Source organism: Streptomyces sp. MnatMP-M17, assembly GCF_900091995.1.
Classification (GTDB): domain Bacteria; phylum Actinomycetota; class Actinomycetes; order Streptomycetales; family Streptomycetaceae; genus Streptomyces.
In genome coordinates this window covers 1-4,275 of the sequence record NZ_FMDK01001212.1, presented here as the reverse complement: position 1 = coordinate 4,275, position 4,275 = coordinate 1, and the positions used below count along the sequence as shown (strand labels likewise).

Below are 4,275 nucleotides of genomic sequence, written 5' to 3'. Positions count from 1 at the left end.
GGCCCGGCCCGCCCGCCGGTACGGCGGCCCGTCCGGCTGCTCACGGCTGCCGTCTTCGCGCTCGCGGGGCTCATCTTCGTCACCAGTTTCAACACGGCCAAGGGCACCAACATCCGTACGGACGCCTCGCTGTTGAAGCTCTCCGACCTGATCCACGAGCGTGACCGCAAGAACGCCGAACTGGGTGACACCACCGCGGCGGTACGGCGCGAGATCGACGTGCTCGTCGGCCGTGACGACGGTGCCACCGAGGCCGAGAACGCCAGGCTGCGCGCGCTGGAGACGGCTGCGGGCACCAAGAAGCTCACCGGCCGGGCCCTCACCGTCACCCTCGACGACGCCCCGCCGAACGCCACCGCCAATCCCGGCTATCCCGAGCCCCAGCCCAATGACCTCGTCATCCATCAGCAGGACCTCCAGGCCGTCGTCAATGCCCTGTGGCAGGGCGGCGCGGAGGGCATCCGTGTGATGGACCAGCGGCTGATCTCCACCAGCGCGGTGCGGTGCGTGGGCAATACGCTGATCCTTCAGGGCCGTGTCTACTCCCCGCCGTACAAGATCACCGCTGTCGGTGACCAGGACAGGCTCCGCAAGGCGCTCACCGACTCGCCGGCGATCCAGAACTACCAGCTCTATGTGAAGGCGTACGGCCTCGGCTGGAAGGTCGACGAGCACGGCGAGGAGACGCTGCCCGGCTACACGGGCACGGTGGATCTGCACTACGCGGACCCGGTCGAGTAGTCGAGCAGCCGCTCGTACGGTCGCTCACGGGTGGCGCTCACGGGTGCTCATGGGCGGTGCTCACAGAGGTGCTCATGGACGGTTCCGTCCGGCGGGACGGGCAGGGCGGGCGTATGGCGTCTGTGACCAAGAGCAACCCCGAACCTGTGTGCACCTGCCCCATGCGCCGCCCATGTGTCCCTGCCGCCCTTTAGTCTGGTGCCGTACCGCCTCGGGGCGGCACCGAACGGAAGGGACAGCATGTACGGCTGGATCTGGCGGCATCTGCCGGGCAACGCGTGGCTGCGTGCGGCGATCTCGCTCGTCTTGGCGCTGGCGGTCGTCTATGTGCTGTTCCAGTACGTCTTCCCCTGGGCGGAGCCGCTGCTGCCCTTCAACGATGTGACGGTCGACGGATCGGGGGCGGCCGGATGAGCGCGCGGATTCTCGTCGTCGACAACTACGACAGCTTCGTCTTCAACCTCGTCCAGTACCTGTACCAGCTCGGCGCCGAGTGCGAGGTGCTGCGCAACGACGAGGTGACCACCTCCCACGCCCAGGACGGCTTCGACGGCGTTCTGCTCTCGCCCGGCCCCGGCACTCCCGAACAGGCCGGTATCTGCGTCGAGATGGTGCGCCACTGCGCCGCGACCGGAGTGCCCGTCTTCGGCGTCTGCCTCGGGATGCAGTCGATGGCCGTGGCGTACGGCGGTGTCGTGGACAGGGCGCCCGAGCTGCTGCACGGAAAGACGTCCCTCGTCACGCACGAGGGCAAGGGCGTGTTCGCCGGGCTGCCTTCGCCGTTCACCGCGACCCGCTACCACTCGCTCGCGGCGGAACCGTCGGAGCTGCCGGCCGAGCTGGAAGTGACGGCGCGTACGGCGGACGGCATCATCATGGGCGTACGCCACCGTGAACTGCCGGTCGAGGGCGTGCAGTTCCATCCGGAGTCCGTCCTCACCGAGCACGGCCATCTGATGCTGGCCAACTGGCTGGCGCGGTGCGGTGATCCTGAGGCGGTGGACCGGTCGGCGGGCCTCGCGCCGGTGGTGGGCAAGGCGCTCGCGTGACCACACTCCGCCCCGAACACGAGGCCGGTCAGGGAGGCTCGTACGAGCAGGGAGCGTACGAGGACTCCGGCGCGTTCGAGGCGGCGGTGGAAGGGCTGGCGGACCCGCTGAACGATCCGCTTCCGGGACAGCGCGGGCCGGGGCCGGTCCCGGGACCGGGGCGGGGGCGCCGTCGGCGAGGCCAGGTCCAGGGCCAGGTGCCCGGGAACGGCGGCGTACCTGGGCCGGGGAGTGCAGCCGGGCCTGGGGGTGTACCCGTGGCCGTACCGGGGCAGGGCGGCGCGCCCGCGTCGGCAGCGGGCCAGGCGCCGGTGCCGCAGCAGTCGCCGTGGTCGCCTGCCGAGGAACCGGCCGTCGCCGACCCGGAGTCGGAGTGGTCCGGCGACTACTACCGCCAGTACGCGGCCGAGACTCCGCCCGGGGCCCGGAGCCCGCAGGGCGAGTGGTCCGGCGCTCCTCCGTACTACACGGACGGCCAGGCGGCCTCCGGGCCGTTGCCTTCGCCGTCTCCTGCCCCTGCGTCTGTCCCGTCGCCTTCAGTGCCGTCTCCGTCGGCGTCGGCTTCCGCATCGATATCCGGCGTCGGTGCCGGTGCGGTGCTGGACGACGAGACGGTCGGTCTCCGTACGACGGACACGCGCCGCGCGGTCGTGCCGGGGCCCGGAGCGGATGAGGCCGCCACGGCCGTGATCCCGGTGGTGGAAGCGCCGGCGGAACCGGCGGTGGAACCCGTACCTCGTACAGGCGGCCGTGCGGAGCGCCGTAAGGCCGCAGCGAAGGGCGGACGGGGCCGTAGACGCTCCGAGCCCGTGCCGGCCGGATCTGGGGCAGCGTCGGGGGCCGAGCAGGGCTCCGAAGGGCCGTCGCCCGCCCGGCCGCTCTCCCGTGTCGAGGCACGCCGGGCCGCGCGCGCCGCCAAGGACAGTCTGGCCGTCGTCGCCAGCCGTGTGGTCGGTGAGCTGTTCATCACCTTCGGCGTGCTGATGCTGCTGTTCGTCACGTACCAGCTCTGGTGGACGAACGTCCGGGCCGATGTCTATGCCGGCAAGGAGACCAACAAGATCCAGGAGAGCTTCGCCAAGGGCCGGCAGCCCGGGGCCTTCGAGCCGGGACAGGGCTTCGCGATCATGCATATCCCCAAGCTGGATGTCGTGGTCCCGATCGCCGAGGGCATCAGCAAGGCGAAGGTCCTCGACCACGGCATGGTCGGGCATTACGCGGAGGGCAGCCTGAAGACGGCGATGCCCTCCGACAAGCAGGGCAACTTCGCGGTGGCGGGCCACCGCAACACCCACGGCGAACCGTTCCGCTATATCAACCAGCTCCAGCCCGGCGACGAGATCATCGTCGAGACGCGGGACGCGTACTACACGTACGACATGACCAGCATCCTGCCGCAGACCGCACCGTCGAATGTGAGCGTGATCGGTCCGGTGCCGCCCGGTTCCGGGTTCACGGAACCGGGCCGCTACATCACGCTGACGACCTGTACTCCCGAATTCACCAGTACCTACCGCATGATCGTGTGGGGCAAGATGGTGGAGGAACGGCCACGCAGCAAGGGCAAGCCCGACGCTCTCGTCGGCTGAGCTCGATCGGGATCAGGACAGCACGGCAGGGACCGGCGACAGGGACGGGGACGGGGCGCGGTGGCAGCGAGTACCGAGAACGGGGAACAGACGGGAAGACCGCCGCTGTCGGACCGGGAGCAGCGCCCGCGGCCGGGCCAGGAACCAGAGCCCGCGGCTCCGGCCACGGCTGCGCGCCGCCGGTTCCGTAGCCCTCTCGCGGCCGTGGTCAGCGTCTGCGGCGAGTTGCTCATCACCGCCGGTGTCGTCCTCGGCCTCTTCGTCGTCTACTCGCTGTGGTGGACGAATGTCCTGGCCGACCGCGAGGCCGCCCGGCAGGGCGACGACATACGGCACAACTGGGCGCAGGAGGGCACGAAGAGCGGCAGCCCCCGGACGTTCGACTCCGCGGACGGGATCGGCTTCCTGCACGTTCCGGCGATGGGCAGCGGCGAGATCCTGGTCAAGAAGGGCACGGGCACCTCGCTGCTGAACGACGGTGTCGCCGGCTACTACACCGAACCGGTCAAGTCCGCGCTTCCCTGGGACAAGAAGGGCAACTTCACGCTGGCCGCGCACCGGGACGGCCATGGCGCGAGGTTCCACAACATCCACAAGATCAAGACCGGTGATCCGATCGTCTTCGAGACGCGTGACACGTGGTTCGTCTACAAGGTCTACAAGGAGCTTCCGAAGACCTCCAAGTACAACGTGGACGTGCTCAGCTCCGTCCCCAAGGAATCGGGGAAGACCAAGCCGGGCCGCTATCTCACGCTGACGACCTGCACGCCGATCTACACCTCGGACTACCGCTATATCGTCTGGGCCGAGCTGGTCCGTACGGACAAGGTCGACAAGAACCGCACGCCGCCGCCGGAGCTGAGGCCCTAGGCGCTCCAGGCGGCGCGGTAGGCCGC

The 4,275-nt window shown here is 69.6% G+C and carries 5 protein-coding genes; all 5 read left to right on the top strand.

Annotation, left to right across the window (positions count from 1 at the left end; translation table 11 throughout):
• On the top strand, positions 1–741 hold a 741-nt coding region (locus tag GA0115259_RS37925), incomplete at its 5' end, for a DUF881 domain-containing protein (RefSeq protein WP_370749398.1).
• A 240-nt stretch (positions 742–981) separates the two neighbouring features.
• The gene (locus GA0115259_RS37920; RefSeq protein WP_093605146.1) at positions 982–1,155 is read left to right on the top strand and encodes a hypothetical protein; all 174 of its coding nucleotides are present in this window, start codon (positions 982–984) and stop codon (positions 1,153–1,155) included.
• The gene (locus GA0115259_RS37915; protein WP_093605144.1) at positions 1,152–1,790 is read left to right on the top strand and encodes an aminodeoxychorismate/anthranilate synthase component II; all 639 of its coding nucleotides are present in this window, start codon (positions 1,152–1,154) and stop codon (positions 1,788–1,790) included. The genes GA0115259_RS37920 and GA0115259_RS37915 overlap by 4 nt, the downstream gene beginning before the upstream one ends.
• The gene (locus tag GA0115259_RS37910; RefSeq protein WP_093605142.1) at positions 1,787–3,379 is read left to right on the top strand and encodes a class E sortase; all 1,593 of its coding nucleotides are present in this window, start codon (positions 1,787–1,789) and stop codon (positions 3,377–3,379) included. The genes GA0115259_RS37915 and GA0115259_RS37910 overlap by 4 nt, the downstream gene beginning before the upstream one ends.
• Positions 3,380–3,439: 60 nt before the next feature.
• Entirely contained in the window at positions 3,440–4,249 is an 810-nt protein-coding gene (locus GA0115259_RS37905) for a class E sortase (RefSeq protein WP_093605140.1), read from the top strand.
• The last annotated feature ends 26 nt before the right edge of the window (positions 4,250–4,275 follow it).

Bases quoted from the DNA above. Each gene is read 5' to 3' on its own strand.
- GA0115259_RS37915 (WP_093605144.1), top strand. From the start codon at position 1,152: ATGAGCGCGCGGATTCTCGTCGTCGACAACTACGACAGCTTCGTCTTC.
- GA0115259_RS37920 (WP_093605146.1), top strand. From the start codon at position 982: ATGTACGGCTGGATCTGGCGGCATCTGCCGGGCAACGCGTGGCTGCGT.